We start from the raw sequence: 26,865 nt of genomic DNA, 5'->3' as shown, positions 1-26,865 counted from the left end.
ATATTATCCACCTGCCTGACCGCTTTGCTAAGAAAGGAATTTCGATGAAACTGTCATTGCCGCTGAAAGGTTATGTTCCCCTCTGCACTCTGGCGCTGACCACGCCTGCTCTGAGTTTCGCTGCCGATATGGTAGTGACGGCTCAGCCGCTGGAAGATTCCGCCTCCCCTACCCGGGGTTATCTGGCGACCACCAGCGAGGGCGCGACCAAAAACGACCGTTCGCTGATCACTACGCCGCAGTCCATCTCGGTGGTGACCCGCCAGCAGATGCAGGATCAGGGCGCGCTGACCCTGAATCAGGCGCTGGGTTACAGTTCGGGGGTCTTCACCAATTTCGGCGGTGCCGCCACCCGTTATGACACCATCGCACTGCGCGGTTTCCACGGCGGTGATGTCGATAACACTTTCCTCGACGGTATGCGGCTGATGAGCGACGGCGGCAGTTTTAACGTTCTGCAGGTTGATAACGCCTTCCTGGAGCGCATCGACGTGATCAAAGGCCCCTCTTCTGCACTCTATGGTCAGACTGTGCCGGGCGGGCTGGTCAATATGGTGACCAAACGTCCTCAGTTCAGCGAAGAGGGTCACATCCAGCTGCAGGCCGGCAGTAATGCCACCACCGGCACGATGTTTGACTACACCAACGCCATTAACGACCAGTGGGCCTTCCGCCTGACCGGCATCACGCGCAATGGCGATACCCAGTACGCGCACACCCGCGAAGAGAAATATGCGCTGATGCCGCAACTGATGTGGCAGCCGGATGAGGATACCCACCTGATCCTGAAAGCCTACCTGCAGAAGGATCCCTCTGGTGGCTATCACGGTTCCGTTCCCGGCGACGGCAGCCTCAACGAACACAACGGCTACAAGCTGAACAACGACTTCTATGAAGGCAACAGCGACCTCGACCAGTTCAAACGTCGCGAACAGATCTACAGTTTCGATTTTGGTCACCGCTTCAACGACGTCTGGTCATTCGCCTCGACCGGCAGCTACAGCCACTCGAATGTCGATCTCGATCAGGTCTATCAGATTGGCTGGGATCGCACCAATCCCGATCTGCTGAATCGCTACTACTCCGGCGAACGATCCTCGCTGGCCGCCTGGTCTACCGATAACCGTCTGACAGCGGAGTTCAGCACCGGTGAGCTGGAGCATCGCGTCTCGGTGGGTGGCGAGTACCACCGTTATAAGAATGATATCGTGGCCGCCAGCGGCTCAGCCTCGCAGCTGAATGCCCTGACCGGCGAGCAGGTGGGCGAGATGCCTGACTACCTCTGGACCAGTAAAACCCGTCGCTACTATCAGACCGGGCTCTACCTGCAGGATGAGATGAAGCTGGATCGCTGGCATCTGGATCTCTCCGGCCGTTATGACCGCATCGTCGCAAACAACAGCGGCAGCGCCCGTCGTCAGGATGATCACGTCAGCGGTCGCGCTGCGTTGCTCTACGCCTTCGACAATGGTATTTCGCCTTATGTCAGCTGGAGCCAGTCGATCACCCCGACCGCCCTCACCGATCCCAACAATAATCTGCTGAAGCCGACCACCGCTGAGCAGTATGAAGCCGGGGTGAAATATCAGCCGGTGGGCAGCCGCGATCTCTACAGCGTGGCGGTTTATGATCTGACGCAGAAAGATGTGGCAAACCGGAATGTGCAGACGGCGACCTATTCGCCATCGGGCAAAGTGCATTCACAGGGGATTGAACTGGAAGCGCACAATCAGTTGACGCCGCGCCTCAGCACCGTCGCGAGCTACACGCTGAATCATCTGCGCTACAAAGATTCGGTGGATGGCAACGACGGTCACACGCCTTACGTAACACCCAACAGCATGGCGGCCCTCTGGGGTCACTATCAGTTTGATTACGGCCTGAGTGCGGGCGCGGGCGTGCGCTACATCGGCAAACAGTGGGCGGACAACGAAAATACCACCCGTGTTCCTTCTGTCACGCTGTTCGATGCCTCCGTGAAGGCCGATCTGGGCGTCTGGAACAGCAGCCTGAAAGGTGCCTGGCTGCAGGTGAATGCCAATAACCTGACCGACCGCAACTACGTGGCGGGCTGCTACGGCACGGGCTACTGCTACCGGGGTGCGGAACGCAGCGTGATGGCGACCGTGGGTTACGACTTCTGATGAGCATGTAACAGATAAAAAAAGGGGACGAATCGCTTCGTCCCCTTTTTTATTGAAACTGTACCGGTTAACTGCGTACTTTGCGGTAGATAAACAGCACCACGATGGCACCGATCACAGCCACGACAAAGCTGCCGAAGTTAAACCCGTCAACGCGGCCGAAGCCAAACAGTGTACTGATCCAGCCACCCACTACGGCACCGATGATACCCAGTACGACCGTCAGAATGAAACCGCCACCGTCTTTACCAGGCATAATCCACTTCGCCAGAATACCCGCGATTAAGCCAAAGACGATCCAGGAAATAATACCCATCTGTTGCTCCTTCCTTTTTATGATTAAATCGTGAACGCCTGATTAATCAAGCGGTTTACTGCGATAAGTATAGACAGCTTTTCAGGATATGCCTGTCTCTGCACACCTTTTTTCAGGCTGCCCTGGCTAAAGCTTTTTTTACCTGCGCCGATAACCGTGACGAGGCAGAAAAACAGCGCAGAACAGTGACCCTCTTGTGGAGCAGGATGTGAAAGAAACCGACCAGGAACAATATCTCAAACGTGGCACGCTGGCGGTTCTGGGCGTGATGAAAGATCTGCTTCGGGCGCAGACGCCACTTCTGGTCAGTTTTCCGCGCGGACAGTTCATCAGCCGGATGCTGGCGGCCGATGAAACGCGCCTGGTATTTGATCTCGGCAGTAACAATCTGGATAACGATTACGCTCTTCACAGCGAAGATCTCAGCATCGTCGCCGAAACCTGTGGTGCGAAGGTGGAGTTCAGCCTTGCCGCGCTGCAAAAGGTGGAGTTCGAGGGCCTGCCCGCTTTCAGCGCGCCGCTGCCTGAGCTGCTCTGGCAGATTCAGCGCCGGGAATTTTTCCGCGTTACCGCCCCGCTTGAACCGCAGTTCTGGTGCCATACCGTCTGGCCGGATGGCACAAAAACGCGGCTGCGATTGCAGGATCTGTCGCTGGGCGGCATCGGCGTGCTGGTGGATGAGGCGCTGCCGGAAACGTTGCAAAACGGCGACAGCTTCAGCCAGTTCCGGGTTGAACTGGGCGAGTATGGCCATTTTGAAGTGCCGGTCAGGCTGCTGCACATTGGCGAACGCAGCGTTGTGACCCGCAAAAATGAAACCCGCACCACGCCCCGGCTGAGCTTCCGCTTTGACACGCTGAATCCCGCGCAGGAGCGGCAGCTACAGCAGATTATCTTTGCGCTTGAGCGACTGGCTCGCGATAAATCGACCCGTTTTCAGTAACCGTTTCAGGGATGCGCCCCGCGAACGGCGCGCATCCAGGCTATGCTTCTTGCTCGTTTCTTTTAAACCGGAACCCAGCAAGGAGATTCTCCCCAATGGAAAACTGGCTCGCATCACGTCGTTTTCACTCCCTCTTTTTCAATCAGGACCTCTGGATTAACAGCGCCATTGTGGTGGTGTCGACCCTGGTGATCTACTGGGTACTGCGTACCCTGATTCGCTTTATCTCCAACCGGATTGCTCTCTACAGCGAACATCGTCACGTCCGCGCCACCGCGATTCTGGTGGAGATACTGCGCAGCACCAGCCAGACCCTGCTGCTGATTTTTTCACTGCTCATCGCCCTGAAGTTCGTCGATCTGCCCGCCTCCTGGAGCGTAACCATCTCGCATGGCTGGTTCCTGGCGCTGATCGTGCAGCTTGCGTTATGGATTGACGGCGGCATCCGGCTCTGGCTGAAGAGCCTGCTGCGCGATCCGCTGCATGTGCGTAACCCGGTCACTACAGTGATCCTGGGGATCCTGCTGCGGGTGGTGGTCTGGGTCATGATGCTGCTCGCCATTCTGTCGAATATGGGTATCGACATTACCGCGCTGGTCGCCAGTCTGGGCGTGGGCGGTATCGCGATTGCGCTGGCGATTCAGACCGTGCTGAGCGATGTCTTTGCCTCACTGGCGATAGGCTTTGATAAGCCGTTTGAGCATGGCGACTTTATTGTATTCGGTGACATTGCCGGGTCGATTGAGCATATCGGGCTGAAAACGACCCGACTGCGCAGCCTGAGTGGTGAACAGATCGTCTGCTCAAACACTATCCTTTTGCAGCAGACGATCCACAACTACAAGCGTATGCAGCAGCGCCGCATCGTCTTTAAGTTTGGCATCAGCTACGCGACGCCTTCTGAGCGGGTGCGTGAGATCAGCCCGCTGGTGAAATCGATTATTCAGGGCGTGGACACTACCCGTTTTGACCGCGCCCACTTCCTGGCTTTCGAGGACTCGAAGCTGACCTTTGAAGTGGTCTACTACGTGCTGGATGCCGATTACAACAAATATATGGATATACAGCAGGAGATTAACCTGCAGCTGATGGCAGCCCTGGAAGAACGCGATATTCGCTTCGCCTTCCCGATTCGCCAGGTGGAGTTCAGCGGCGGTAATCTGCCACCGGTGGATCTGGTGGCGGTGGAGAATGATGAGGGCGACGTGCGCAGAATGGCGCGCTAATCCCCCTCTGCTGCACCTCTCTCCGGCGAAGCCGGTCGTCAAGCCGATGCGGCACAGCCTGTGTCCGCATCGGCTGTGCGCCTGCCGTCTCGCTTCACCCGCACGACAGCCGGGAAAAACCACAGGGGTCACTGATACGCCCGCAGGCTGACGGCTGCAGAGGTGTTACCACGGCCCGGCGCGGCGTGAGACTCATGGGGCTGATAACGACAGCGCGCAACGGCGTCGATCCAGCCCTTATACGCCTCCTGCATCGGCTGCGCATACGACTCACGCGGCATAATCACATTGCCGCCCTGCAGCGCCTGCATATCACTGCCCTGCTGCCACCACCCCAGCACTTTACCGGCCAGCAGCGCCGCCCCCAGCGCAGAAACCTCGGCGGTCGGCACCCGCTGCAGCGGCCGCTGCAACACGTCGGCCTGCAGCTGCATCAGCCACTGATTTTCGGTGGCGCTGCCATCCACGCAGAGCGCGGGAAGATGCTGGCCGCTGGCCTGCTCCATAGCGAAAAAGACGTCGGCGATTTGCCAGACGATGGACTCCAGCGCCACCCGCGCCAGCACCGCTGGTGTGGCGGCATCTGTCAGACCGCACACCATACCGCGCGCCTGTAAATCCCACCAGGGCGCGCCCAGCCCGGACAGCGCCGGCACAAAGTAGATGCCCTGATTGTCGTCACAGCGTTGCGCCATCGCGGTCAGTTCACGCGGGTCCTGCACGCCCAGCAGCCTGCCCAGCCAGGCCGCGCCGGAACCGGTATGGGTGATGTTGCCTTCGAAGGCGTAGCGCAGCGTGCCGTCATGCCAGGCTACCGTAGTGCTGAGGCCGTTTTCCGTCAGCAGCGGCGTCGCCATCGACATCATCAGTGAGGATCCGGTGCCGTAAGTGGCCTTGACCACTTCAGCCTCTCCCCGCCGCTGCGCCTGCAGTGCGGCATGGGAGTCGCCGATGCGTGCCAGTATCGGTGTTCCCGGTGCCAGACCCGGAATATCCGTTAACGCTACTGCGCCCTGTTCGCTGGCGGACGCGACAATACGCGGCAGCGCAGCACGCGGCAGATGAAACAGCGCCAGCAGTTCGTCATCCCAGTCGTTCAGGTGCAGGCTGTAGAGCTGGGTGCGTGAGGCGTTGGCGTGATCGGTGACGAAAACCTCGCCTGCGCTGAGTTGCCAGCACAGCCAGCAGTCAACCGTGCCGATGCAGAGTTCACCGGCTGCCGCCCGCGCCGGACCATCTGGGATGGCGGCCAGCATGTCGCCCAGCTTGGCCGCCGGAAACATCGGGTCAACCGCCAGCCCGGTCAGACCCGTGATACGCGGCGCTTTACCGGCCTGACGCAGCTCACGACAGCGTGCCTCAGAGCGCCGATCCTGCCAGCTCACCAGCGGCGTCAGCGGCTGGCCATCGCGCCGCTGCCAGATCAGGACCGATTCGCGCTGATTGCTGATCGCCACCGCGACCACCGGCGCGCCGCCACAGGCCGCCAGGCATTGGGTCATCGCCTCCCTGACCGCCTGCCAGATCGCCAGCGGATCCTGCTCAGCCAGTCCCGGCTGCGGATGTTGCAGGGTTAAACTCTGGCTGCCCCGTGCCACTACGCGCCCCTCGCGATCAACCGCAATCGCTTTGGCGTTGGTGGTGCCTTCGTCTATTGCCAGAATCAGAGGTCCCGCCATAACTATTCTCCTGCGCAGATGCGCGCTGCATGATTCACCACGCTGCTGGCATCAATGCCATGACGGGCGCGGGTAGAGGCGCGATCGCCGGCAATTGCATACTCGCCATCCGCGATGCCCAGCCGTAACAGCCGGATGCCGCAGCCGCCCTCTGCCAGCACTTCGGCCACCAGGCTGCCGACGCCGCCATTGACGTTATGCTCTTCCACGGTGATCACCGCTGGATAGTGATTTAACAGGTTGCGTAACTGTTGGGTATCGCAGGGTCGGATGGATGGAACCGCGATCACACCCGCTGAAATCCCCTGTTCAGCCAGTTGCTCTGCGGCGTGAACCACCTCGTGAACCGTCGAGCCCATTGCCACCAGCGCAATATCGCGACCTTCGCGCAGTTCGTCGATGGCACCCGGCCTGAAGCGGTAGTTTTCATCATGCAGCTGCGGCAGATCTTTCCCATCCAGACGGATATAGACCGGGCCAACGTGATCCAGGGCGTAATCGATAATCTGACGACACTCCAGCGGGCAGGAGGGCGCATAGATTTCAATGTTGCCAAAGCCGCGCATTACCGCGATATCATCAAGGCTGTGGTGAGTACTGGCCAGCGGGCCATAGCTGGCACCGGCATTAAGCCCGAACAGCTTGACGTTGGTGTTGTTGTAGCAGACATCCACTTTCACCTGCTCATTGGCGCGTGAAACCAGAAAAGGCGCGGCGTTACAGGTCACCGCAACCTTACCGCCCAATGCCAGACCCGCCGCGGTGCCGACCAGCGTCTGCTCGGCGATGCCGACGTTAACCAGCCGGTCGGGAAAGGCTTTGATAAAGGGCGCGATTTTAGCGGTTGAGGTGGAGTCCGCCACCACGGGCACCAGATCCACGCCCCGATTTACGGCGTCGATAAATGCGGTAACCATGACGCTGGCTAAATGCTGTGCATTACTCATCTTTCAGTTCCTCCAGTGCCAGTGCAATCTCTTCGCCTTTCGGCACCCGGTGATGCCATTCGGCTTTACTCTGGATAAAGGAGATGCCAAATCCCTTTTCGGTGTGCGCGACGATCACCTGGGGTTTACCGTTCTGCGGCAGGTTTTCAAGGGTACTGACCACATCGGCCATGTTGTTGCCGTTGCACTCCGTTACGTCCAGACCGAAGGCGCGCCATTTTTCCGGCAGCGGGTCGGTATTCATGATGTCGCGGGTGGCCCCGGCCAGCTGCAGCTTGTTTTTGTCGTTGATGATAATCAGGTTGTCGAGGCCGTAATGGGCAGCCACCAGCGCCGCTTCCCAGTTGCTGCCCTCAGCCAGCTCACCGTCGCCGGTGACGACAAAGATGCGACGGGAACTGTTATCTTTTTTTGCCGCAATCGCGATGCCTACCGCCACTGGCAGGCCGTGTCCCAGCGCGCCGGTGTTCAGTTCAACGCCGGGCGTTTTCTGCCGGACGGGATGGCCTGGCAGAGCCGAGTCGGCGTGCTGATAAGTGGCCAGCCAGTCGGCGGGAAAGTAACCGGCTTCAGCCAGTACGCAGTAATAGCCGCCAACCGCATGCCCTTTTGACTGGATGTAGATATCGCGCTGGTCATCATCGGTACGGTCCGCTGCACAGTTCAGGATACGGAAATAGAGTGCGGTGAGGATCTCAACCTGAGAGAGATCGGCACCGGTATGGCCGCCCGCCGGGCTGCCCGCATTCAGCTGGATGATACGGCGGCGGATGGCGCGTGCCCGGCGCTCAAGTTCCGCGACCGGGAGATTGAAAGGATTCATACACTACCTCTGAATTTTAAGTCGGATGTGAATATATATTCAGCATGGTTAAAAAAAATCCGTCGCGAAAAACAGGCCTGGTGACCTTACCTCTTCTCTTCGTCTTCAGGCGGGTCTGCTGCGGAGCCTTCTGCCACCTGCTCCGCTCAGCATGTTGCCGCTGTTGCCTCCTCATTGAATGCTTTCATTTCACTGCCATCGCCTCCTGCGGCATCCCGCAGGATCGGTCATCGTGTCGATTCCGTCATGCCCCTCTGCCAGATGCCGTTACACCCAATAGCGGGTTATCGTCAGCGAAACCTGCTCTGCCGTCAGCATCGTTGCGGTTAAGCAGGCCGTTGCCCCAGCCAGCGCAGTTAAGGCAGCGAAGGGCTGATTTTCTTCGCTTGAATATATATTCATTTATGATTTTATATGCATAATGACTATGCGCCTGCGCAGCGGCGGCGTCCAATGCGCGATCGTCAAAAAGCGAAAACGATCACAAATTAGCCTGCGTTGTGATTTTGATCATCCTGGTTAACAATACCGGGCAGAGTCATAGAGGGAAAAACCGATGGCAAAACAGGACGAACAGCGACTGATGGTAAAAATTGCCACCCTTTACTATGTCGAAGGGTTAAAGCAGTCGGAGATTGCCCAGTCGCTCACCCTTTCGCAGTCGTTTGTCTCACGCACGCTTAATCGCAGCGTGAAAGAGGGGGTGGTCAAGATCAGCGTGATGCCCCCGGCCAATGTCTACCCGGAGCTGGAAAAAGCGATTGAGCAGACCTACAACCTGCCACAGGCGATTGTGGTGGACGTGCCGGATCAGGCCTCTTCCCTGCAGATCAAGCAGGCGATTGGGTCGGCTGCCGCCCACTATCTGGAAACCCGGCTGCGCAACGACGAGCTGATTGGCATCTCCTCGTGGAGCGGCACAATCCGGGCGATGGTGGATGCGCTGCACCCGCTGAACAGCGCCTGCAAAGGGGTGATCCAGCTGCTGGGCGGCGTTGGCGCAAACGGCAACGTCCAGGCGACGATCCTGACGCAGAATCTGGCGGCGCTGCTCAACTGCCCCGCCTGGCTGCTGCCGTCGCAGTCAATCGAGCATTCAGTCAGCGATCGCCAGCGGCTGTCGGCCAATGCAGAGGTGGCTGAGGTGCTGAGTAAGTTTGATCAGGTCGATCTGGCAATTGTCGGCATTGGCGATCTGGAGCCCTCGGCCCTGCTGCGAAATTCAGGCAACTATTATGACGGCGAAATGTTGCAGACGCTGGCGGCGCGCGGCGCGGTGGGCGATATCTGCCTGCACTATTTCGACGCCTGCGGGCAGCCGGTGCTGAAAGATGAAGAGGATCCGGTGATCGGGATGGAGCTGGCGCAGGTGAAACGCTGTCCACAGGTTGTCGGGCTGGCGGGCGGACGGGAAAAAGCCCAGGCCATCCGCGGGGCGCTGCTGGGCGGTTACATCAACGTGCTGATCGTCGATTATCCTACGGCGCGACTGCTGCTCACGCCGCAGGTCTGATTGTGACCGCTCAGATGGTGCGGTACGCCGTCGTGACTTTCCACAGATAGCGCGGTGCCTGCGCCGCCGGATGCTTGTTCTGCACATGCTGATAGAACTCATCGGGGGACATGGCATTGATCATCGCAATCGCCCGATCGCGATCGCGGGAAAAGGTTCGCAGCAGCGCACCGGCCCCATTGGCGTAGGAGACGATGGTGGCGTAGCGCAGCGTCAGGGGATCGCGGATGCCCGACAGCGCAGAGTCCTGCAGGATACGGATATAGGCGGTGCCGATATCGATATTTTTTGCCGGATCGCGCAGCTCGGCATTGGAGGGCTGACCGCGACGGCCCAGCGTGCGATAGACCTCGCGCCCGGCGGTGGAGGCTTTGATCTGCATCAGCCCTACCGCGTTGGAGCGGCTGACAACGCCCGGATTTCCACCTGATTCGACACTGATAATGGCGCTGATCAACTTTTCATCAACGCCATAATGACTGGCGGCATCTTCGGTAAACATGGCCCAGGTTCCGTTAACGCTGGACGGCGGTGCCTGAGTTAACGGCGTATTGCGCTGCTTAAAAATCTGATGCGGTGGCTCGCTGGAACAGCCTGTCAGGAGTAACGCTGAGAGTATAAGGTGTCGGATTTTCAGCAATTTTTCGTCTCTTCGCTGTGGTGGCGAATGCTATCATACCCAGACAGGGCGTGAGCAAAATTACCGTTTATCCTAAATGCAGTAAAATCCGGCGCGTACCGTGACTTCAGCGGCGCTTTTCGTCATCATCGCGATAAATCAGGTGCTAACAGCAGGAAAGTATGATGATTTCACGTTCAATCCGTCTGATCTCCCCCTCCGGTTACTGCCACAATCAGCCTGCGGCGCTGCAGGGCATCGCGCGACTGCGCGCGGCCGGCCATCAGGTTGAGAACGAGCAGGTGATTACCCGCCGCTTTCAGCGCTTTGCCGGTACGGATGCGGAGAGACTGGCAGATATTAACCAGCTTGCCAGCCTCGCTACGCTGCCCGACGTGGTGCTGGCCGTGCGCGGGGGTTATGGCGCCAGCCGGCTGCTGGCCTCGATCGACTACATGGGCCTGCAACGCCGTCTGCTGAATCAGCCGCTGGCGCTGTGCGGTCATAGCGACTTCACCGCAATTCAGCTGGCGCTGCTGGCGCAGGTGGGCCTGATCACCTTCAGCGCCCCGATGCTGGCCGGTAATTTCGGTGCCGCGACCTTATCCGAATTTACCCTTAATCACTTCTGGCAGGCATTGACATCCCCGACATTTGAGGTGAAATGGCAAAGCGAAACGCCGGATGAAGGTGAATGGCAGGGCACGCTGTGGGGCGGCAATCTGGCGATGATCTGCTCCCTGATCGGCACCCCCTGGATGCCACAGTTCGATAATGGCATTCTGGTGATCGAAGATGTGAATGAGCATCCGTTCCGCATCGAACGTATGCTGATCCAGCTGGAGCAGAGCGGCATTCTGGCGCGTCAGCGGGCGATCGTCACCGGCAGTTTTACCAGCACGGCGCTGTCAGACTATGACAATGGCTTTGACTTCAGCACCGTCTGGCAGCGGCTGCGCGACACCACCGGTCTGCCGGTCATCTCCGATCTGGATTTCGGTCATGACACGGATACCGTGACGCTGCCGCTGGGCGCACGCGCAGAGTTAGCTGTCCGTCAGGGGCAGGCGCAGATTCAGGTAACCGGGCACCCCGTGCTGCGGGAATAGCGTACGTTTCAGGAGATCGACATTGAAGCCGTTGTATGACGATTTGTGGATCTCAACCCCGGAGTTTCCGGTGGAAGATGCCGTTAATGACCTGATGATGCACGGTTTTATGCTGCGTCACCCACGCGGCAATCTGCTGATTGGCCGGGTCGAAAACCTGCTCGACCATGAGGTGCTGGCCGATAGCGGCGGCGTGATCCGTCACTATCTGACCCACTGGCACGAGTCGGCACCGGGGACAGCCGTGATCCAGCAGCGCTTCAGCAGCGCGCTTTACTGCCACAGCCGGTCGCTGGGCCCGATCAGCCGTTTTGCAGAGCCGGACGACACCTTCACCCAGCCGGAGACACACTTCGGGGATTTTCATCTGCTGCCGACACCCGGCCATACGCCGGGCAGCGCCAGCTATCTCTATACGTCGCCGCTGGGCATGACCTATCTGTTTGCAGGCGATACGGTGACGCGCTCACATGATCAGTGGATCACCGTACTGGTGCCGGACAGCAATCCGGCTGAACTGAGTCAGACGCTGGAGTTCTACCGCTCGCTGCGCCCTGACGTCGTGCTGATGAGCACCACGCGCGGGCATCTCTCCTGGAAAACGGTCACGCTGCAGAGCTGGCTGGCGGCGATCGATGAAGCCGAGCAGCATCCACTGGATCTGCGCCAGCAGCCGCTGTTCTGATCACAGCTCTTTGGTCAGATAGTGACGCTGATGGTGCAGGATATAGTTTCCCAGCGTGAGCCGCAGGGTGTAGCCGAGCTTTTCATAAAAAGGGCGCGCCTGAAAACTGGCGGTATCCACCTGCGCATAGCGGCATCCCCGCCGCTGCGCCTCCTGCTCCGCCGCCTGCATCAGCTGACTGCCTACCCCCTGACCGCGTAACGTTTCACTGACCCAGAGCATATCAATCCGCAGCCAGCTACCGGTGGTGGAACCGGTCAGCCCGGCCAGCTTCCGGCCCTGCTCGTCCCGGATAAAGACGCCGATCGCGCGGATTTCATCAACGTCGAAGAAGTGGCTGTTATGCGCCTTGAGGCCCAGCCTGACCTCATCCAGATCCTGCGTGGTGACATTATCGGTAATCTCAGGTTGCATAACAGGCTCCCGGTTAAGAATCGGAACGCTGACGGTCGTCGTAACGCTCCAGGCTCAGCGCATCCACATCACGTTTTTCGCTGCGGCTGCAGGGCAGAAGTTTATCGCTGTCGCGATAGACGAAGAAGATCTCCTTACTGCGCTGATTCACAATCAACTGGTCACCATTGCGAAAACGGGTAATCGCGACCGGGTCGCCCGCCTCCAGCTTTGTGCGCTGCTGACCGGCGGCAATCTGGAAATGGTTGTCCGGCCACATCAGCGTGGTTAAGCCATATTCGGCGCGTGAAACGATCATGGTCGCCCGGCCAGGGCAGTTAAGCTGAAATTCGGTTTCGCTCCGGGCGGGGGCGATGTGACAGGCCAGCAGGCCCAGGGCAATGAATGCTGCCTTCATGCTGTGTCTCCGCTGATTTTACTGAGAATTTTTAGCTTAACACATCAGAAAACAAGGGCGAGCGGCGGGGCAGCGATCATTAAGACCAGATAAAGCTGGACTCAGCCTGCGAAAAAGCTGAAAGTTGAGAAAAGGTAAAGTATAGCCAGCCAGCGTAACAGGCTGTCACACAGGCCGGATAAAGATTATTCAGCGGCCACCTCGGCGGCCACTAACATCAGGGCCAGCCCGGCATTCTCGCCATCGTAAGCTTGCATCGCTGCACGAATCTCGGCAGAACATGCCATCACCTGTTGCTTCTTGTCAGCCTCTAACTGATCAATCGCCTGGCGAATAATCATTAGACTTGCTTCTTCTTCTTTCATCATTTATCCCTGGATTTGCCTAAGCGGTGCGCAAAGAAGCTAAGAATACCGTTTATTACCAGGCAAAGTCACCCCTTTACATTCCTGCTGCTTAACGATTAAACAAATCACAAACAGGAAGCACAACGGAAAATGCTATAATTGAGCGATAAGGGGCGCAGGAGAGTGTTATTGCGCCAGCCGACTCCCAGGGATTGAAGCAGGTAGAAAATCATGATGCGACTCAGCATGTTAATCCTCATCGCGATGCTGACTGGATGTTCATCTGGTCCGAAAGGGGTGGAATGTCCGGGTGAGGTTTCCACGATTTATGGTCAGCCGATGGGGCAGACCGACGCGGTGATTTTTGACCTGGTCAACGCCTTTACCGTCAGCCGCGACAGCGTCAGCGTGGAGAGCGGCCCGCTGCAGTCGCTGGATCGATTTAAATATGTTCCCTCTGCCGTTACGCGCGAAGGCTATTATGCTCAGCGTCTGTCTGACAAACAGTTCCGCCTGATCAATCCTTATCAGGACACCCAGATCACCTGGACCTGCCCATAAGGGATGAATCCTGCTGCCAGATCGTTTATTGTCAGGAAACGTCAAGCAGCAGGTCTCCCCGATGGAAAAGCGTCTCGATAACAACGGTTATATTGACTTCCCCTTCCCCGCCACCCGTAATGCGGATGGCTCTGTAAATCCCTGTGGTTTTGATCTGACGCTGGAAACGGGCCGTCTTGAGGAGATCGCGGTGCTGAACCGTTCGGTGAATCTCCGGCGACTGGTTGAGGAGATCAACCTGCAGGAGGGGCTGTTTATGACGCTGGCCTGCGACTGGCAGCAGCAGGCCGATGCGGTCTGCGGCTTTATTGATGTCGCCTTCCGGCCGGATTTGCCGCAACACGGTCACGACGAGGCGTTGCAGCTGGAGGCGGAGTTTAACCGCTACCTGGCCGGACAGGAGAAACAGCATCAGATGCCCGCCGACGCGCTGGTTAACTATGCCCGTTCGGTTCTCGACTGGAGCTGGTCACCACTGCGCCAGCGTCAGCGTGACTATGAGAAGATCACTATCCAGTTCTACTGTCCGCAGGCTGACGATGCCGAATGGTGCTTCGATCATCTGCGTCATTTTCTGGTCAGCGTCTATCCGGCCTGCATCGCAGCACGGCCACGCTGAGTCTCTTTGCTCCTGGAGTTGCTATGCGATCTGCTGCGCTGTCTGCTGTCATCCTCTTCTGCTCACTGCTGTTTGCCACGGCTGCCGAAGCCGATGGCTGCCGGCAAGTCCGCGCCGCTCTGGATATCGGTTCCGGCACCACCAAAATCGCGGTCGCACGCGTCAATGTCTGCCAGCAACGTATCGAAAAAATGCTCTATCAGGATCAGCGCGCTGTCGCCTGGAACGACGCCCTGGCCCATTCGCCTGATCATCAGCTCAGCCCGGCGATCGTGCAGGATGGGGTGACGGCGATCCGCCCGCTTCTGGCCCGCGCACAGCGTTTTCACCCCGATCGGATCAGCGGCGTTGCTACCGCCGTATTCCGTAACGCCACTAACGGAGAAGCCGTCATCGCGCAGCTGCAGCGCCAGACCGGGGCGGCGATCAGCATCATCTCGCAGCAACAGGAAGCAAAGCTCGGTTTCCTCTCCGCTAAAGCGGCGCTGGGCGATCCCGGTATCCGGGATGAGCAGTTACTGGTCTGGGATATTGGCGGCGGCTCGATGCAGATGACTGCATGGCGTCAGGCGGCGGGCCAGCCCGTTGCCGATATCTATCAGGGCAGACTGGCCTCTGTGACGCTGAAAAATTTTATTCTGACGGTGCTGAAGAATACACCGGCTGCCCCGTCGCCCAATCCAATCGGCTCCTGGCGACCCTCGGTGCTGCGCTTTGTAGAGTTTTATGCAGCGAATGATGTCAGTCCGCAGATCAGACAGGATCTGCCGGGCCGGCGGGTGATCGGCATCGGCGGCGTTCATGGCTTCTCCATCCGTAACCAGTTACCGGGAAAACCCCGTCACTATACACTGGCGGCGCTCCGGCAGCTGTCGCAGCAGCAGGTCTGGAAAGGCGACAGTGAACTTTCGGGCGACTACCGGGCCACTGACGTCAGCAATCTGCTGCTGGTTGAAGGTTATATGCAGGCGCTGAAGATCAATGAGGTCACCGTTGTTGAGGCCAGTCTGATTCAGGGGGTTCTGCTGCAGTAACGCTCTGTCGCCCGCCGCGCGACATATCCGGCGGGCGCAGGTGACCTGTTCCGTTCGCCCCCTGCGCCGCTGGCGGTTCCGTTCAGCTATTGCTGCGCGGGCAAGCGGCATTGCGCGCCGTTCCCCACTCGTCAGCCTCGTCCGTCACCGGTCCGATTCCGCCATCATCACTGCCTCACTCTCTCCCCCTTCAGCGCCCCGGTACCGCCTGAATCCGCCGTTCAGACAGAAATGGGTGGCCCGCAAACGCGTCGTTATTCACAGTCAGAAATGATTTTTCAGGCTGATGATCCTCTCAGTCAGAGCAGAACTCACTATCTTTGCTACGCTTTTAAGGTCTCACTCAAAACCAAGGAGCAATAAATGTCAGGAAAAATCGAAGATAAAGTAAAAGAAGCGGCTGGCGCAGTTCAGGAACAATGGGGTGCAGCAACCGGTTCATCTGAGCATCAGGTTAAAGGCGCAGCACGCCGTTACACCAACCAGGCAAGCTATGCAGCACGCGATGCGGCTGAGTGCATCAAGGATCAGGTTCAGTCTAATCCTGCTGCCGGTCTGGCTATCGCGGCTGGCGTTGGCGTGTTCATCGGCTTCCTGCTGGGCCGCAAGTAATACGACCTGACGTCAACGGAACGGGAGCTGCAGCTTCCGTTTTTTTTGGCTTTCACGCCTGCCGGGAAGCGATCTCTGTAAGAGGTGCGTTCCGCGACGGGGGAAAGCGGTTGTGAAGTTCATTCTGTGCTCTTTCTGACAACATCAAGGTGACCTTATGAAAACGATTCCTGCCCTGCTGCTGGTTGCAGCGACCTTCGCCTCGCTTGCAGGCTGCTCGCAGCGAAGTGACGCGATTAAAGCCGACGGCCGTCCGCATGCGCCAAGTGGTCAGTCTTCGCCTGGCGGCACACTGGGTTCCGGCCCTGTCGGCCAGCCACAGTCGTAATTCCCCTGCCCCGGCAGACCTGCCGGGGTCTATCACCGCCATAATATTTCTGTCTGCTGATTAAAATATTCTCACTAATAATTAACCTGCTATTAGTTATGACGAAAATTAAAAAAAGGGTAATTCCCCCTGAAAAGTCAGAATTATCTAAGTTTCTTTCTAAAATGCCTTACTCCCTTTACACGATCCTGTATATATACCAGAAATAAACAACACAAAAATTATGGAAACAATTTAAACGTTCCCTTTAGAAGCTAAAAAAATAGTCTTCCGCAATGAACTTAAATCGCCGTAATAATCTCTAATCACGCACAACCTCTTTTTGTTTACTGTTACGGCACCGCGAAGAGAATTCAGGCGTGAAGAAAAAAAAGATTTATCTGATCGATCGGCTGTTAACGGCCTATACCCGTTTGTCCGGCAGAAAGCCCTCACCGGGTCTTCAGGCCCTGACGCCGCAGACGGTGGTGGTCTACTCCACGACTGCACTGGGCGATTTCCTGATGAATACGCCGGCTATCTGGAGCCTGAAAAATCGTTTCCCCACCAGCAAATTTGTTCTGGTTTCCAGTGAGAAAAATAAGGATCTGGTCAGCCGCTATAACTGGTTCGATAAGATTTATATCTGGGATAATAAAATTGCCAACTACCTGCCGCTGTTTTTCAAATTGCGTCGTCATAAACCCGATCTGTCGGTGATATTACACGCCCATTTTCCTTACGATATTATGAGTTCGGTACTCAGCGGCAGTAAGGCAATCGTGCGCGACCATTACGGCAGCGAGTCGCCGCTGCTGAATAAATATCTCGATCACTATTCCGGCTATTTCGACGACCACACGATTAAACGTAAGCTGAAACTGATTGAGGCGCTGGGCGCAGAGAGCGGGCAGACCCGTATGCATCTGCCCGAACTGGATCTTCCTGCCACCGCCGCGCCGGGTCATCGCCGCATCGGGTTCCAGCTTGGGGCCTCTAAAGATATTCGCCGCTGGCCGCTGGAATCTTTCTGCCAGCTCGCCACCGCACTGCTTGCACGCTGGCCCGATGCAGAGATTATCGTGACCGGAACCGCCGCTGAGCAGCCCCTTGAGCGGACATTTATCGAAGGCCTGCCTCCCCACTGCCGCAGCAACATCACGCCGATGGCGGGAAAAACCAACCTGAGCGGGCTGATTGGCCTGATTCGCACGCTGGATCTGCTGGTCACTGGCGATACCGGGCCTCTGCACATCGCGGTGGCAGCACAGACGCCGACCGTCAGCCTCTTTGCCACCGCCAACCCACGCTACACCGGCCCCTGCCAGGACAGCGATCGTCACATCATTATTCATCGTCCGGATAACATCGCATCGCAGCATCCGATGGCGGCAATCAAACCCGAAGAGGTCGGGCAGGCCGTGGCGAAACTGGTGGGATAATGAGCGAACTCTCTCTGGCCATCATCACGCTGATCGAATATCACAATCGGCCCACCGCCCTGGGGCACTTCCGCAGAGCTGACCGGGCCGGATTCTATCTGCAGCAGCTCCCGCTGAACGAGGTGGAGTTTGCGATTCTGATGAGTGACTTCTTTGTCACCTTTGGCGTCAGTTCAGAACACTATGAAGAAGCGCGTTATTTTCCGGCGCATAAAGCGCGGCGTTTCGCACCGGCTCGCGGGTTCAGAGCCGGTGCCGCAAAAGCCGGCTATCCGCTGACCGTCGCCCTGCTGTGTGAAGCGGCCCGCTCGGGCGTCTGGCCCGCCGCGGACGCCTGAATAATGGTGTGGATGAATGCGTCATAGACCTCACAACTGGTCAGCGCATTAACCTCTCGCGAGGCGGGTTGCAGCACCTGATACGCCACCTGCCACGGATGCCAGCAGGCCGGATCGCTGTCACCAAACAGCGCAACGACCGGTAATCCCAGCGCGGCGCCCACATGCATTGCCCCGCCATCACTGCTGACCAGCCCCTGACACAACGACATTGCCGCAATCAGCTCCGACAGACTGCTGGTCGGCACCGCTTTGACCGGAAGATGGGGACAGCGCGCCATGATGTCGCGCGCCTTCTCATCATCGCCGGGATGACGCGGATTATCGCGGCTGCCGGGTGACCAGAGCAGCATAATCTGGCAGCGATGACGTGCGGCGATTTTCTCCGCCAGCCCGGCAAAGCGGGTGACTTCCCACTGCTGACTCGGCTTACGGGCGCTGATCTGCAACGCATAGATCGGGATGGCGGGATCGATATCATAGGTCTCCCGCAGACGGGCCGCGATGGCCGCATCAGGCCGCAGCGTCAGCCGGCCAGGCGTGGTGGCGTCCGGCTGTAGCGGCCGGCCCAGGCGGAACAGGATTTCACTGATATGAGCAGGCGACGGATCGGGCGGTAACAGATCGGTAATCAGCGGGTGCGGTTGCTGGCCCAGCGCGATCACCCGACCGGGACGCACCATTTTCACCCATTTCAGGCCATGCCGATCCCAGCGACTTTTTGCCAGAATGACCACATCGTAACGCTGCTTTTTCAGGGTTCGTATCAGCGTCAGCCGCTGCAGCAGACAGGCGAGCCGCCCCTGCCCGGCCTCCCGATGATGCAGTTTGGTGTAACAGAAGAGCTGCCGGATATCGGGATTATGCGCTAACACGGGCGCGGCATAATGGTTGGTCAGCACATCAACCTGATACTGACCCGACTGCGCCAGCGCACTGATCAGTGGCGTGGTCAGTAAGGTGTCGCCAATGTTATCCCGACAAATAATTAAAACCCGCATATCTGACATCCTCTGCGCACAGGCTAAGCCTTTCCGGCTGAATAAGGTGAGACTCGCCCGGTTAACGCTCTGGAAACGATAACGTAACGGTAATAGTCAGCAAATTAGTCAGCGCAGTGTCAGATTGGTTCCATAGTTAGTTTTTTGTTAAGTACCGGCGCGGCACCTTACAGTAAGGATTCTCTCCGATAAGAGCCAGGATGGGATTCCGGCTGTGATAGTGCCAGCAAGGGATGTCAGGCGCGGCATAGCCACCGGTGTCGGCAACCGGTGCCTGGCAGAGTGCAGATTGTCAGTCGCTGCTTTTTGTCAGCAGGCTGATAGCCAGCTTCATAACGGGTTCTGAAGGGATGCCGTTAAACATCCTCTCAATGTTTTCTGAAATCGCGTCGCGCGTAAGTGGCTTATCCTCGGCCAGGATCTCCAGCACAGCCTGGCCAAACAGCAGGCGGCAGAGATGAATCGCGTCTTTTGTATATTTCGTATCCATACATCCTCCATAGCGTGAGCATTTACAGTAACGCTATAGCGGCGCAGACAGAGACGCGCGGGCAGCGCCTGCCAGCAACAGCTGAAAGCCTTGACGATAGATGCCAGTGTGTTTGGTCAACCCGCAATAACGATTACATGAGCATGGCTGAGGAACGGACATAAGAAGATTTTGGATCGCCGTCGATGACCTGTCATTGAGCCAGCCTGAAGGGTGGCAGGCCATATCGACCAAAGGAGTGCTCATCACTTTGACCTCTGAACAGCTTCAAAGCTCTGACTTCTCTCCTCAGAACTGTTTGCTGATTGCCAGCGAAGCATCGAACCTGTAGCCGTGGCATAGCGTTTAATGAAGGTAACTGCCGACGCAGCTGCAGTCACTGCAACAGCAGACGCTCTTTCACTTCAATTATGAAAGCCAGCAGAAGTGCTCTGACAGATAGCTGTGGAATTCTGGCAGGCTGGCTGCTCTCCTTATTCTGTCAGCGGTCTGTCACACACGCTATTAATCCGGATGAGAGCCTGACACATCCAGTGATGCTGTCACGCTTACCGCGATCACTTCGGAATAAGTTATATGCTGACGGTAAGCTTCTGTGGCCTATCAGCACGCTGAAAGACTCTTAATTGACTGCTTTACTTAATCATGGCGAGAGTCAACGAGCCCGGCAATCTGGATTGGGTTATCACCAGCATTACGGTGAAAGAGTCCAATGACACCAGGCTACCCGAAGCGGGATTATGCATTTGTTCTCTTTACACACCAGGAAACCTGCTTTTAACGTCCTGCCTCATAATCGGCTAATCAACAGAATCACCCTGTCAGTAGCGCCTGCATTTGCTCACAATCCTTTTCATTACAATAATTCAAAAAGAGTCTATGCAATTTCAGCTACATAATCTGCAGAAAAAAATCAGCCTGTAACATAAAGAATTATCAAGTATTTGCGTCCATATCCAGCCATCTTTCAACTGCATATGCAATACTCAATAGTGGGTAATCTATGAAAGCAAATCATCAGAGTTTAACTATCAGAAATCTGTTTATAGTCATCGTTCGAATGAACTTTGTCGGCAGTTATTCCAGAAACCTCCCCATTTTTCAGTAATGATTTATCGCAAGCATTTTTAGACTCAGTCAGACTAAAGAGACTTTCCGCACGCCAGGTTCAGGAACGCCGTGACTGACAGACGCAAACCCGCACGGTAAACCTGAAGGGCATAAATAGCAAAAAAAATAAATCAGCATAAACTAATCTCTATAAAAAAAATGGAGAGTATTAATAATGGTTGTGACCATGATCAGAAGAACTGCCTTATACTATATCTTCTTGCAACTTACGCTTTTCTCAATAGGCGCAACCTGTATTGATGTTTTCTGGATGAATGACGTAATATCTTCATTTTGCCTGACAAAACTCCTTCAGACATTCATAACTGGAGTTATACTTTTCATCTATAGCTTGAACGCCAGAAAAAAGACGCAAATGCAGAGCTTATATCTTTTATTTTCTTCTTTATTTCTTTGCCTTTTTGTCAAAAGAATAAACCCAATGATTAGCGATAGCGACATCTGGGTGTGGCTGGATACGCTAATAATAATCATCACAGTTCCTTTCCTGGTAAAAAACAGACAGCACCTTGTTCGAAGCCTTCACAATTATATGAAAACTTCATCATGGGGATTAATGCTGGCTGGAATATACACAATATTTGTTTTTTCTAATTTTTCTGGCTTGCCCATGTTGTGGGAATTCGCTCTCGACAATGCACATCAACAGGATGCTGTAAACCTGATGACAGAGATGAGCGCCCTTTTTGGATATAATCTTTTATTTTTCAGCACACTGCATCATTTCTCTTTTTCGGGAATCAATGCCTGATTCTCCAGTCAGATACAGGCCGCTTATTATAAATAATCCTTATGACCTCCTGTTTAGTAAACAGCAGGTTATTTTTTTGCGGGAAATCACACAGGCAGAAATTTCAGACGTTCACCTGCGTTTGAAGTTGAAAAAAAGCAGTCGCTACTATACTTTTATCTGACAAATCCTATCAACCGATAACATTTCACACCAGGATAAACCTATGTACCTTAAGCATAATGAGAATTTTTTTTTAGCTTTGCTGGAATGGATCGATGGCAACCTTGAAAAAAAAATTAGCATTGATGAAATTGCAAGAAAGGCGGGTTACAGTAAATGGTATTTACAACGGAGTTTCACAGAGTATTATGGCGTCTCTCTGGGAGGTTACATTCGTAAAAGAAGGCTTGATGAAGCTGCGATTAAGCTGAGAAATTCTGATATGAGCACGTTGGATATTGCCTTGCTATACAAGTGGGATAGTCAACAAACCTTTACTCGTTCTTTTAAAAATCAGTTTGGTATCCCACCCGTTCAGTGGAAGAAAAGCCATCAACTCAAAAAATAAACTGGCCCTTTTTGATGCCAAGCGATCTGCTCAGGTTGCAAACCGGAGCATAAATAAAGTCTTTTTTCAAATCATCCAGCTCGTTTACACCAATTAATCTCAGAATGATGTCCTCGCTTATTTTTTTTATCGGTGGTGATACAGTGCTCAAGAACTTCTCAGGAAAATAATTATTAGTGCTACTGTCAAGAGCAATCACGGCTAGCTTTTTCCTTAATATATAGCCGATAGTATATAACTGGTAAAGAATTCCATACGCTAAGATATCATTTGTGGCAACAATGCCATCCGGAAAAACGTTTTCTCTCACAAGGACATTAGCCAGATTCCTGCCAACCTGAAACTGATCTAACTCAATATGGTTCAAAGAGCCTTTAATCGATCTCACTATATCGCTTCTTTTAGAACCCCTTGCATCCTGCATAGAGTAGAACCCATGTATTTTTTGACTAAGCTCCTCATTGATATAGTCTTCGGTGACCATAATGATATCTTTGTGATTGCGTTCGATTAAGGTTTTGGTTGCAAGCCTCGCAGCTTCATAATTGTCCATGCTAAAGCGGTCAAAAAACTTATTCTCGCTTAACAGGCGATTAGGATTATAGCTGTCGTAACTAATCACTTTCATACCGCGCTCTGAAGCCTTTATAAAGTGTGTTTTGAAAACATTGCTTTTAACCACAACGAGCATTGTTACGCCAATTTTAAGCATATCATCAATGAATAATGTTTCTCGAACTGACTCCTCATAGCCACTCCCTGATATGACGCTGTAATCAAATTTAGCTGCGGCCTGTTCTAAGCTTTTTATTATTAACGTATATCTTTCACTGGCAGCTGACGGCAGCAGTAGCGCAATGATATTTTTACTCTGTTTGAATTTTTGCTGAGGAATAAGATGAGAGCAACCCATTTCCTCGATTACAGATTTTATTCTGACCCAGGTTTCTGTTCGCATTTTTTCTGGTCGATTATTAATAAAGTTAGATACCGTAGCAGGAGAAACACCTGCAGCCTGAGCGATGATCCTGACACTAGCCATCAGATATCCTATGAGGTATTTTATTTATATTGAAAGCAGTTAAGATTTATAGCTATTTAAAAGAGTACTGCAATGTGTTCTAACAGAAACCTTTAACACTATTAGCTTTTCATCATCAGCCGTATAGTATTGCCCAAATGGCAGAAAAGCGTTTCTCATGAACTGGAATGGCAATGCAAGCCCCAATGTATAGTGTGTCCTCAAGGCTATTTCTTCATAGGTTACAGAAGGATCTGAAAGTAACCTTATTGTCAGAAACACGGCGCTATGGAGTTTACTTTCCAGCACAGAAAATATTTTACGAGATCTGTCCGGAGTGTTTGTAGTTTGGATCTTCGTTATTAAATTAGCAGTCCCAGGACTACTGATTTCAGAAAAAATAGTTTCAACAATTTTTTCCATCAGTGCACAAACTGAATCATGAGCAGACTCTTTATCATTCACCAGAACAGCCTGCTCAATGTCGGCAATGATAGGATCGTATCGGTTCAGACAAAAATCGACTATCTCCTGTGTGCATTCATTGAATATTCCCTCCTTGCTGCCGAAATAATATTGAAGAACGGGCGTCGTAACACCTGCTCTTGACGCTATGATGCGTGTTGTAGCACCATCAAATCCCATCTCGCCAAATACATCGGTCGCAGCGTTAAGAATCTCTTTTCGGGTTTTCTTGCTTCCGGCATATGACCTTTCGGGACGATACCTGACAACCCCACTTTCCTCGCTTGCCATAAAAACCCTTATTATCATTGACTTATGTGCATGAAAGAACGTTATTTGAAAATTCTATCACTTGATATAAATTATATCAAGTGACTGCCAGTGCAGATTTAAATCGCCGCTTTTTTCAAAAATTCCACCGCTCATGCATAAAGGGGGCATAACAGATGTCGATTTTTTTTCGATTTAAAAAATCAGATTTAATGCTGCCTGCATTATTCTTTGTAAGTATAAACAGCGCTTACGCTTCCTATTCCACACCAGTTGTGAGTGTAATCCGTGCTGATGGCGTAGATGATTTATGCCGAAGAACAGACGCAACCAATGTTACTACTCCACTCTATTGCATCGATATCAAAGAGTTAAAGGATACATGCTTTAAATGTCAGCGTGCATCTGATAAAGACCAGATATATAGCGTGCCTTCTCACAGTAACCATACCCGTTTAGTCTGCAAGCGACCTCTGAAGACGATGGCGAGAGTCTGCCTTCACCTGTAGCCAATCATATAAAATGGAAAGCTCCGCTATGTAAAATTTCTTTATCACAAAATATTTAACACAAAAGGAAATAGCAGTCTCTGATGTTTTTTGCTTATAGTGCGATTGCACTAAAACTTAAATAAATAAAGCATTTTTAATACAACTTTAAAAGCTTTGATTAATAGAGACTTTTTCTCACCTGCCCGCTTTTCGCATTTTACGTACTTTTTTTAATTCCGTTGAATGGGTTGAAATTATAAAACCCTTGAACATAATCACTGTCGATCCTTGATCCTGGCATTTCTTTTCCTTTGTCACTAAAGGTGGCCCCTTATCCGGGGGCTTTTTTTTTGCGATGTGTTTTACTCATTGAGGACCTAAACTGACCACACCCGCAATATTTCTGATCTTTGATGCTAAAAATCACAAGACATGTGGCTTATACACTTCATCCAGCCAGGCTCTGGGTTAACGGTTACTTAAGATAACCAGACCTGATTCTGATTAAGGGAGTGACGGTGAATTTACCTGATTCACAGGATGAGACAGTCTGAGATGGATTTTCAGGCCCTTCCGGCATTGCATCCATAATGCTTCACCAAACATCAAAATGGATTGGGATGCTCTTATACGATTTTTTCTTTTTAAGATTACGATAAGAGCTGGTCAACGATATTGTCCCTACCTGTTTGTGTAAGTGCGTTCTCCTCAGCAGTGTCAGAGACAGTCGGCTGCCAGCGTGATTGATTTCTCAGCAGTGCATGACCTGCTCAGGCGCAAGGCTGATCGCGTACTGGTGAAACAAATCAGCTCCTGAAGACACTCTGTGGGACATCATGCTGCTCTATCACCCAGTGCCTGATAGCCTCCTGCTCATGGTGCTTATGAATGAGTCGCAGAACGTTCTTAATGGTGTCCAGTGGCATTACGGCGCGAACTGATTGTTCTGCAGACTCTGCCGATGGGTATACGCAAATTAAAAGACAACGACCTATTCAGGGAGCCAGTCCCAACTCTGCCAGCCCGATCGAGACAGCAAAAATGGCATGATCCGTCACAGCCTGCCCAGGCTCGCTGCGGCTGGCGTATTAATAGAACAGCGCGTGTTATTGGACAGGCAGTCGCGCCAGTTAAGAAAAGAGAGATTTTTGTCTGACGGCTATAGCGTCTGTAAGCGTGGATTCACAGCACCTGTCAGGTCATCAAAAAACAGACGCAGACGAATCCTGTAATGACGACAGGGAAAAAGGTTGATTGCAGGTGACAGGTTAAAACGCTCTTTTTCGGGGAGTTTTGCAAAAGGATTTAACTGAAAGGAGTCCACTCCGATCCCTTTGAAGCAAATCGGAGTGGACTTAGCACACACTATTACATATTTTCGATGATTGCGTCACCAAACTCTGAACATTTCAGCAGTTTAGCGCCATCCATCAGGCGTTCGAAATCGTAAGTCACAGTCTTGTTAGCGATAGCGCCTTCAACACCTTTAACAATCAGGTCAGCCGCTTCGAACCACTCCAGATGACGCAGCATCATCTCTGCGGAGAGGATCACGGAACCTGGGTTCACTTTATCCTGACCGGCATACTTCGGTGCGGTGCCGTGGGTTGCTTCGAACAGCGCACATTCATCACCGATGTTTGCGCCTGGTGCGATACCGATACCGCCAACCTGCGCAGCCAGGGCGTCAGAGATGTAGTCACCGTTCAGGTTCATACAGGCGATAACGTCATATTCAGCCGGACGCAGCAGGATCTGCTGCAGGAACGCATCCGCGATCACATCTTTAACGATGATCTCTTTGCCGGTGTTCGGGTTTTTGAACTTCATCCACGGGCCGCCGTCGATCAGTTCGCCGCCGAACTCTTCTTTCACTAACTGGTATCCCCAGTCTTTGAAAGAGCCTTCGGTGAACTTCATGATGTTGCCTTTATGAACCAGCGTCAGTGAATCACGATCGTTGGTGATGGTGTATTCCACTGCTGCGCGAACCAGACGCTTGGTGCCCTCTTCTGAGCAGGGCTTAACGCCGATACCACACTGCTCAGGGAAGCGGATTTTCTTCACGCCCATCTCTTCGCGCAGGAACTTGATCACTTTGTCCGCTTCAGCAGAGCCCGCTTTCCACTCGATACCCGCATAGATATCTTCGGAGTTCTCACGGAAGATCACCATGTCGGTCTCTTCAGGACGTTTTACCGGGCTTGGCGTGCCTTTGTAGTAACGTACCGGACGCAGGCAGACGTAGAGGTCAAGCTCCTGACGCAGGGCCACGTTCAGTGAACGAATACCGCCGCCGACCGGGGTCGTCAGTGGGCCTTTGATCGCCACGCGATATTCTTTGATTAAATCCAGCGTTTCCTGTGGCAGCCAGACGTCCTGGCCGTAGAGTTCTACTGATTTCTCACCGGTGTAAATCTCCATCCAGGAGATCTTACGCTCGCCGTTGTAGGCTTTCTTCACCGCCGCGTCGACCACTTTCAGCATTACCGGGGAAACGTCAACACCGATACCGTCACCCTCGATGTAAGGAATGATCGGATTGTGTGGCACTGTCAGCTTGCCCTGATTCAGGGTGATTTTTTGACCTTCCGCCGGAACAACTACTTTGCTTTCCATT

Annotated in this window: 28 protein-coding genes; 15 read left to right on the top strand and 13 right to left on the bottom strand. The window is 53.9% G+C overall.

Annotated features, from left to right (window positions below):
* The first annotated feature begins 44 nt into the window (after positions 1-44).
* Positions 45-2,144, top strand: a complete 2,100-nt coding sequence (locus ACR6AS_RS03925) for a TonB-dependent siderophore receptor (protein ID WP_434161176.1) — start codon at positions 45-47, stop codon at positions 2,142-2,144.
* A 67-nt stretch (positions 2,145-2,211) separates the two neighbouring features.
* Here ACR6AS_RS03925 and ACR6AS_RS03920 read toward each other — a convergent pair whose 3' ends face one another.
* Positions 2,212-2,460 carry a GlsB/YeaQ/YmgE family stress response membrane protein gene (locus tag ACR6AS_RS03920; RefSeq protein WP_009090782.1) on the bottom strand — a complete coding sequence of 83 codons (249 nt, stop codon included), beginning with the start codon at positions 2,458-2,460 and terminating at the stop codon, positions 2,212-2,214.
* 208 nt (positions 2,461-2,668) lie between these two features.
* On the opposite strand from ACR6AS_RS03920, the gene ACR6AS_RS03915 reads away from it, so the two are divergent.
* Positions 2,669-3,403 (top strand): flagellar brake protein, encoded by a 735-nt coding sequence (locus ACR6AS_RS03915; RefSeq protein WP_293769599.1) that lies wholly within the window; start codon positions 2,669-2,671, stop codon positions 3,401-3,403.
* A gap of 95 nt (positions 3,404-3,498) precedes the next feature.
* Positions 3,499-4,629: a mechanosensitive ion channel family protein gene (locus ACR6AS_RS03910; RefSeq protein WP_418797322.1), complete on the top strand. Its 1,131-nt coding sequence runs from the start codon at positions 3,499-3,501 to the stop codon at positions 4,627-4,629.
* A gap of 128 nt (positions 4,630-4,757) precedes the next feature.
* On the opposite strand, the gene ACR6AS_RS03905 is transcribed toward ACR6AS_RS03910, so the two are convergent.
* Genes ACR6AS_RS03905 through ACR6AS_RS03895 form a run of 3 tightly spaced genes read right to left on the bottom strand, consistent with a single transcriptional unit; the run spans position 4,758 to position 8,078 of the window.
* Complete coding sequence (locus tag ACR6AS_RS03905) at positions 4,758-6,308, bottom strand: FGGY family carbohydrate kinase (protein WP_434161174.1); 1,551 nt, start codon at positions 6,306-6,308, stop codon at positions 4,758-4,760.
* A 2-nt stretch (positions 6,309-6,310) separates the two neighbouring features.
* On the bottom strand, positions 6,311-7,255 hold the full coding sequence (locus ACR6AS_RS03900) for a transketolase family protein (RefSeq protein WP_111138708.1): 945 nt from the start codon (positions 7,253-7,255) through the stop codon (positions 6,311-6,313).
* Positions 7,248-8,078: a transketolase gene (locus ACR6AS_RS03895; protein WP_111138707.1), complete on the bottom strand. Its 831-nt coding sequence runs from the start codon at positions 8,076-8,078 to the stop codon at positions 7,248-7,250. Before ACR6AS_RS03895 ends, ACR6AS_RS03900 begins: the two co-directional genes overlap by 8 nt.
* A gap of 556 nt (positions 8,079-8,634) precedes the next feature.
* Between ACR6AS_RS03895 and ACR6AS_RS03890 the strand changes: the two genes are divergently transcribed.
* Positions 8,635-9,591, top strand: a complete 957-nt coding sequence (locus ACR6AS_RS03890; protein WP_111138706.1) for a sugar-binding transcriptional regulator — start codon at positions 8,635-8,637, stop codon at positions 9,589-9,591.
* A gap of 10 nt (positions 9,592-9,601) precedes the next feature.
* Here the strand turns inward: ACR6AS_RS03890 and emtA are convergent, their stop codons facing one another.
* Positions 9,602-10,231, bottom strand: a complete 630-nt coding sequence (emtA, locus tag ACR6AS_RS03885) for a membrane-bound lytic murein transglycosylase EmtA (RefSeq protein ID WP_434161171.1) — start codon at positions 10,229-10,231, stop codon at positions 9,602-9,604.
* 164 nt (positions 10,232-10,395) lie between these two features.
* Between emtA and ldcA the strand changes: the two genes are divergently transcribed.
* Positions 10,396-11,319: a muramoyltetrapeptide carboxypeptidase gene (ldcA, locus tag ACR6AS_RS03880; protein WP_434161961.1), complete on the top strand. Its 924-nt coding sequence runs from the start codon at positions 10,396-10,398 to the stop codon at positions 11,317-11,319.
* A 22-nt stretch (positions 11,320-11,341) separates the two neighbouring features.
* Positions 11,342-12,004 (top strand): MBL fold metallo-hydrolase, encoded by a 663-nt coding sequence (locus ACR6AS_RS03875; RefSeq protein ID WP_293769584.1) that lies wholly within the window; start codon positions 11,342-11,344, stop codon positions 12,002-12,004.
* Here ACR6AS_RS03875 and ACR6AS_RS03870 read toward each other — a convergent pair whose 3' ends face one another.
* The 3 genes from ACR6AS_RS03870 to ACR6AS_RS03860 form a co-directional block, all read right to left on the bottom strand.
* Positions 12,005-12,418, bottom strand: a complete 414-nt coding sequence (locus ACR6AS_RS03870) for a GNAT family N-acetyltransferase (protein ID WP_367395392.1) — start codon at positions 12,416-12,418, stop codon at positions 12,005-12,007.
* Positions 12,419-12,431: 13 nt separating this feature from the next.
* Positions 12,432-12,815, bottom strand: coding sequence for a hypothetical protein (locus ACR6AS_RS03865; protein ID WP_111138701.1), 384 nt, complete (start codon positions 12,813-12,815; stop codon positions 12,432-12,434).
* Between the two features lie 185 nt (positions 12,816-13,000).
* On the bottom strand, positions 13,001-13,180 hold the full coding sequence (locus tag ACR6AS_RS03860) for a hypothetical protein (protein WP_111138700.1): 180 nt from the start codon (positions 13,178-13,180) through the stop codon (positions 13,001-13,003).
* A 213-nt stretch (positions 13,181-13,393) separates the two neighbouring features.
* Between ACR6AS_RS03860 and ACR6AS_RS03855 the strand changes: the two genes are divergently transcribed.
* The 7 genes from ACR6AS_RS03855 to ACR6AS_RS03825 all read left to right on the top strand — a co-directional run bounded on the left by ACR6AS_RS03855 (position 13,394) and on the right by ACR6AS_RS03825 (position 18,075).
* Positions 13,394-13,723, top strand: coding sequence for a hypothetical protein (locus ACR6AS_RS03855; RefSeq protein ID WP_293769578.1), 330 nt, complete (start codon positions 13,394-13,396; stop codon positions 13,721-13,723).
* Positions 13,724-13,784: 61 nt separating this feature from the next.
* Positions 13,785-14,342 carry a hypothetical protein gene (locus ACR6AS_RS03850; protein WP_111138698.1) on the top strand — a complete coding sequence of 186 codons (558 nt, stop codon included), beginning with the start codon at positions 13,785-13,787 and terminating at the stop codon, positions 14,340-14,342.
* Positions 14,343-14,365: 23 nt separating this feature from the next.
* Positions 14,366-15,376 carry a Ppx/GppA phosphatase family protein gene (locus ACR6AS_RS03845; protein WP_111138697.1) on the top strand — a complete coding sequence of 337 codons (1,011 nt, stop codon included), beginning with the start codon at positions 14,366-14,368 and terminating at the stop codon, positions 15,374-15,376.
* Positions 15,377-15,739: 363 nt separating this feature from the next.
* Positions 15,740-15,988, top strand: coding sequence for an ElaB/YgaM/YqjD family protein (locus ACR6AS_RS03840; protein ID WP_111138696.1), 249 nt, complete (start codon positions 15,740-15,742; stop codon positions 15,986-15,988).
* A gap of 157 nt (positions 15,989-16,145) precedes the next feature.
* Positions 16,146-16,316, top strand: a complete 171-nt coding sequence (locus ACR6AS_RS03835; protein ID WP_167498249.1) for a hypothetical protein — start codon at positions 16,146-16,148, stop codon at positions 16,314-16,316.
* 359 nt (positions 16,317-16,675) lie between these two features.
* Positions 16,676-17,737, top strand: a complete 1,062-nt coding sequence (locus ACR6AS_RS03830) for a glycosyltransferase family 9 protein (protein WP_293769569.1) — start codon at positions 16,676-16,678, stop codon at positions 17,735-17,737.
* The gene (locus ACR6AS_RS03825) at positions 17,737-18,075 is read left to right on the top strand and encodes a DUF1493 family protein (RefSeq protein WP_418797317.1); all 339 of its coding nucleotides are present in this window, start codon (positions 17,737-17,739) and stop codon (positions 18,073-18,075) included. Before ACR6AS_RS03830 ends, ACR6AS_RS03825 begins: the two co-directional genes overlap by 1 nt.
* Here the strand turns inward: ACR6AS_RS03825 and ACR6AS_RS03820 are convergent.
* Both ACR6AS_RS03820 and ACR6AS_RS03815 read right to left on the bottom strand, forming a co-directional pair.
* Entirely contained in the window at positions 18,006-19,076 is a 1,071-nt protein-coding gene (locus ACR6AS_RS03820) for a glycosyltransferase family 9 protein (protein ID WP_293769564.1), read from the bottom strand. The genes ACR6AS_RS03825 and ACR6AS_RS03820 overlap by 70 nt on opposite strands.
* A gap of 292 nt (positions 19,077-19,368) precedes the next feature.
* Positions 19,369-19,566, bottom strand: a complete 198-nt coding sequence (locus tag ACR6AS_RS03815; RefSeq protein WP_434161167.1) for a hypothetical protein — start codon at positions 19,564-19,566, stop codon at positions 19,369-19,371.
* A 1,285-nt stretch (positions 19,567-20,851) separates the two neighbouring features.
* On the opposite strand from ACR6AS_RS03815, the gene ACR6AS_RS03810 reads away from it, so the two are divergent.
* Positions 20,852-21,448: a hypothetical protein gene (locus ACR6AS_RS03810; protein ID WP_434161166.1), complete on the top strand. Its 597-nt coding sequence runs from the start codon at positions 20,852-20,854 to the stop codon at positions 21,446-21,448.
* A gap of 205 nt (positions 21,449-21,653) precedes the next feature.
* Positions 21,654-21,998 (top strand): helix-turn-helix domain-containing protein, encoded by a 345-nt coding sequence (locus tag ACR6AS_RS03805; protein ID WP_111138690.1) that lies wholly within the window; start codon positions 21,654-21,656, stop codon positions 21,996-21,998.
* Here ACR6AS_RS03805 and ACR6AS_RS03800 read toward each other — a convergent pair.
* From ACR6AS_RS03800 to icd, 3 genes are all read right to left on the bottom strand, one after another.
* Entirely contained in the window at positions 21,988-23,040 is a 1,053-nt protein-coding gene (locus ACR6AS_RS03800; protein ID WP_293769557.1) for a LacI family DNA-binding transcriptional regulator, read from the bottom strand. The genes ACR6AS_RS03805 and ACR6AS_RS03800 overlap by 11 nt on opposite strands.
* Positions 23,041-23,079: 39 nt before the next feature.
* The gene (locus ACR6AS_RS03795) at positions 23,080-23,775 is read right to left on the bottom strand and encodes a TetR/AcrR family transcriptional regulator (RefSeq protein WP_367395386.1); all 696 of its coding nucleotides are present in this window, start codon (positions 23,773-23,775) and stop codon (positions 23,080-23,082) included.
* A gap of 1,838 nt (positions 23,776-25,613) precedes the next feature.
* The gene (gene icd, locus ACR6AS_RS03790; protein ID WP_111138687.1) at positions 25,614-26,864 is read right to left on the bottom strand and encodes an NADP-dependent isocitrate dehydrogenase; all 1,251 of its coding nucleotides are present in this window, start codon (positions 26,862-26,864) and stop codon (positions 25,614-25,616) included.
* Position 26,865 lies beyond the last annotated feature (1 nt).

It is taken from the genome of Pantoea phosphatilytica, assembly GCF_051025615.1.
Lineage (GTDB): Bacteria > Pseudomonadota > Gammaproteobacteria > Enterobacterales > Enterobacteriaceae > Pantoea.
This window is presented reverse-complemented; position numbering and strand designations above follow the sequence as displayed.

What these genes read in the sequence shown, in the direction of transcription:
- ACR6AS_RS03900 (WP_111138708.1), bottom strand. Translation starts at nt 7,255, where the DNA reads ATGAGTAATGCACAGCATTTAGCCAGCGTCATGGTTACCGCATTTATC.
- ACR6AS_RS03870 (WP_367395392.1), bottom strand. Translation starts at nt 12,418, where the DNA reads ATGCAACCTGAGATTACCGATAATGTCACCACGCAGGATCTGGATGAG.
- icd (WP_111138687.1), bottom strand. Translation starts at nt 26,864, where the DNA reads ATGGAAAGCAAAGTAGTTGTTCCGGCGGAAGGTCAAAAAATCACCCTG.
- ACR6AS_RS03845 (WP_111138697.1), top strand. Translation starts at nt 14,366, where the DNA reads ATGCGATCTGCTGCGCTGTCTGCTGTCATCCTCTTCTGCTCACTGCTG.
- ACR6AS_RS03835 (WP_167498249.1), top strand. Translation starts at nt 16,146, where the DNA reads ATGAAAACGATTCCTGCCCTGCTGCTGGTTGCAGCGACCTTCGCCTCG.
- ACR6AS_RS03800 (WP_293769557.1), bottom strand. Translation starts at nt 23,040, where the DNA reads ATGGCTAGTGTCAGGATCATCGCTCAGGCTGCAGGTGTTTCTCCTGCT.
- ACR6AS_RS03910 (WP_418797322.1), top strand. Translation starts at nt 3,499, where the DNA reads ATGGAAAACTGGCTCGCATCACGTCGTTTTCACTCCCTCTTTTTCAAT.
- ACR6AS_RS03850 (WP_111138698.1), top strand. Translation starts at nt 13,785, where the DNA reads ATGGAAAAGCGTCTCGATAACAACGGTTATATTGACTTCCCCTTCCCC.
- ACR6AS_RS03860 (WP_111138700.1), bottom strand. Translation starts at nt 13,180, where the DNA reads ATGAAAGAAGAAGAAGCAAGTCTAATGATTATTCGCCAGGCGATTGAT.
- ldcA (WP_434161961.1), top strand. Translation starts at nt 10,396, where the DNA reads ATGATTTCACGTTCAATCCGTCTGATCTCCCCCTCCGGTTACTGCCAC.
- ACR6AS_RS03865 (WP_111138701.1), bottom strand. Translation starts at nt 12,815, where the DNA reads ATGAAGGCAGCATTCATTGCCCTGGGCCTGCTGGCCTGTCACATCGCC.
- ACR6AS_RS03815 (WP_434161167.1), bottom strand. Translation starts at nt 19,566, where the DNA reads ATGGATACGAAATATACAAAAGACGCGATTCATCTCTGCCGCCTGCTG.
- ACR6AS_RS03920 (WP_009090782.1), bottom strand. Translation starts at nt 2,460, where the DNA reads ATGGGTATTATTTCCTGGATCGTCTTTGGCTTAATCGCGGGTATTCTG.
- ACR6AS_RS03805 (WP_111138690.1), top strand. Translation starts at nt 21,654, where the DNA reads ATGTACCTTAAGCATAATGAGAATTTTTTTTTAGCTTTGCTGGAATGG.
- ACR6AS_RS03840 (WP_111138696.1), top strand. Translation starts at nt 15,740, where the DNA reads ATGTCAGGAAAAATCGAAGATAAAGTAAAAGAAGCGGCTGGCGCAGTT.
- ACR6AS_RS03810 (WP_434161166.1), top strand. Translation starts at nt 20,852, where the DNA reads ATGGTTGTGACCATGATCAGAAGAACTGCCTTATACTATATCTTCTTG.
- ACR6AS_RS03795 (WP_367395386.1), bottom strand. Translation starts at nt 23,775, where the DNA reads ATGGCAAGCGAGGAAAGTGGGGTTGTCAGGTATCGTCCCGAAAGGTCA.
- ACR6AS_RS03895 (WP_111138707.1), bottom strand. Translation starts at nt 8,078, where the DNA reads ATGAATCCTTTCAATCTCCCGGTCGCGGAACTTGAGCGCCGGGCACGC.
- ACR6AS_RS03825 (WP_418797317.1), top strand. Translation starts at nt 17,737, where the DNA reads ATGAGCGAACTCTCTCTGGCCATCATCACGCTGATCGAATATCACAAT.
- ACR6AS_RS03905 (WP_434161174.1), bottom strand. Translation starts at nt 6,308, where the DNA reads ATGGCGGGACCTCTGATTCTGGCAATAGACGAAGGCACCACCAACGCC.
- ACR6AS_RS03925 (WP_434161176.1), top strand. Translation starts at nt 45, where the DNA reads ATGAAACTGTCATTGCCGCTGAAAGGTTATGTTCCCCTCTGCACTCTG.
- ACR6AS_RS03890 (WP_111138706.1), top strand. Translation starts at nt 8,635, where the DNA reads ATGGCAAAACAGGACGAACAGCGACTGATGGTAAAAATTGCCACCCTT.
- ACR6AS_RS03820 (WP_293769564.1), bottom strand. Translation starts at nt 19,076, where the DNA reads ATGCGGGTTTTAATTATTTGTCGGGATAACATTGGCGACACCTTACTG.
- ACR6AS_RS03855 (WP_293769578.1), top strand. Translation starts at nt 13,394, where the DNA reads ATGATGCGACTCAGCATGTTAATCCTCATCGCGATGCTGACTGGATGT.